The 1,431-nt window shown below is 54.2% G+C and carries 1 protein-coding gene; it reads right to left on the reverse strand.

Annotated features, from left to right (window positions below; translation table 11 throughout):
* Nucleotides 1-43: 43 nt before the first annotated feature.
* On the reverse strand, nucleotides 44-1,294 hold the full coding sequence (locus A918_RS0116060) for a Zn-dependent hydrolase (RefSeq protein ID WP_022712041.1): 1,251 nt from the start codon (nucleotides 1,292-1,294) through the stop codon (nucleotides 44-46).
* Nucleotides 1,295-1,431: the final 137 nt, after the last annotated feature.

Below are 1,431 nucleotides of genomic sequence, written 5' to 3' on the forward strand. Positions count from 1 at the left end.
TCGCCATTAAGGTTAGATATAGAAATACGAAAAAGCAGCGGTTTTAATCTGTGAGTTTCACCTCAGCGAGATCGCAAATTGTAAGAAAAAGCACGTCAACGCCTTTAGCCAGCTGGTCATAATCCGTCCATTCTTCAGGAGCATGAGAAATACCGTTACGGCTCGGAACGAAGACAAGACCGGTCGGTGCAAAATCAGCCATAATCATGGCATCATGCCCGGCACCGCTTACCATTATCCGGCTTTTCAGGCCAAGCGCATCAGCATGATGCGACAGGCATTTATGCAGTTCGCAGGATAAAGGCACCGGTGCGACAAAGAGCTGTTCTTCGACCTCGACGGACAATCCGTTGCCGCCTGCCCGCTCAATTACAGCACGGGTCTGATCCATCAATGTGCGGACAACCTCTTCCTTTGGTGCGCGAATATCGGCGGTAAAAACAACCAGATCGGGGATGACATTGGCACCGCCCGGATAAACATCCAGCTTGCCGACAGTCAGGACCGCGTCCTGCCCGATAGCAAGTGCCAGATCAGGCAATTGCGCAAGGGCGGTGACAGCGCCGGTGAGCGCATCGCGACGCGCATTCATCGGGGTTGTACCGGCATGGCCTGCTTGTCCACGAAATGCGACTTTCAACTGGCCGAGACCGACAATAGCGTCAACAACAGCCACGTCCTCGCCATGGCTCTCCAATACGGGACCCTGTTCAATATGCAGCTCGAGAAACGCATGGATTGAATGGGGCTGACGGATTGCCTGATGTGCCGATGCGGGATCAAGTCCATAGGCCTGCATTGCCTCCGCAACGGATATGCCGTCATCATCAGTAAAAGTGACAAGCTGCTGCATGTCCACCTTGCCGGTCATGATGCGCGAGGCCAGCAAGCCACCACCGAAACGGGTGCCTTCTTCTTCAATCATGGCGATAAATTCAACAGGACGGACGGGTGCCAGCCCGCGGCTTTTCAGCTGGAAGGCAATTTCTATGCCGGCAATGACACCTGCTTGCCCGTCAAATTTTCCGCCATTTGGCACGGAGTCAAAATGGGAGCCGACCATAACCGGTGCAAGCTCCGGATTGCTCCCTTCAAGACGGCCGATAATATTACCAACGGCATCTTCGCGCACGGTAAGACCCGCTTCCTCCATCCGGTCGCGCAGATAATCTGCAGCCTGCCGGAATTCCGGACTATAGGTCAGACGAGTGGTGCCTTTACCGGGAGTGGCGTTGAACTGATCCAGTCCGTCGATCAGGGTCTGGAGGCGTTGCGGATCCGAATAGTGTGTCATGAGAAAAGCCTGCAATAAATTCCTGCTGACACGACCGATAGCACCCCGCACGGACAATGGGGAAGGGTAATTGCTCTAGCCGCTTGTTTTTTAGCTTTATTTTGCTCTGTCATAGGAAATGTTGCCCCCCCCCCCCC

The organism is Pseudochrobactrum sp. AO18b (assembly GCF_000409565.1).
Lineage (GTDB): Bacteria > Pseudomonadota > Alphaproteobacteria > Rhizobiales > Rhizobiaceae > Pseudochrobactrum > Pseudochrobactrum saccharolyticum.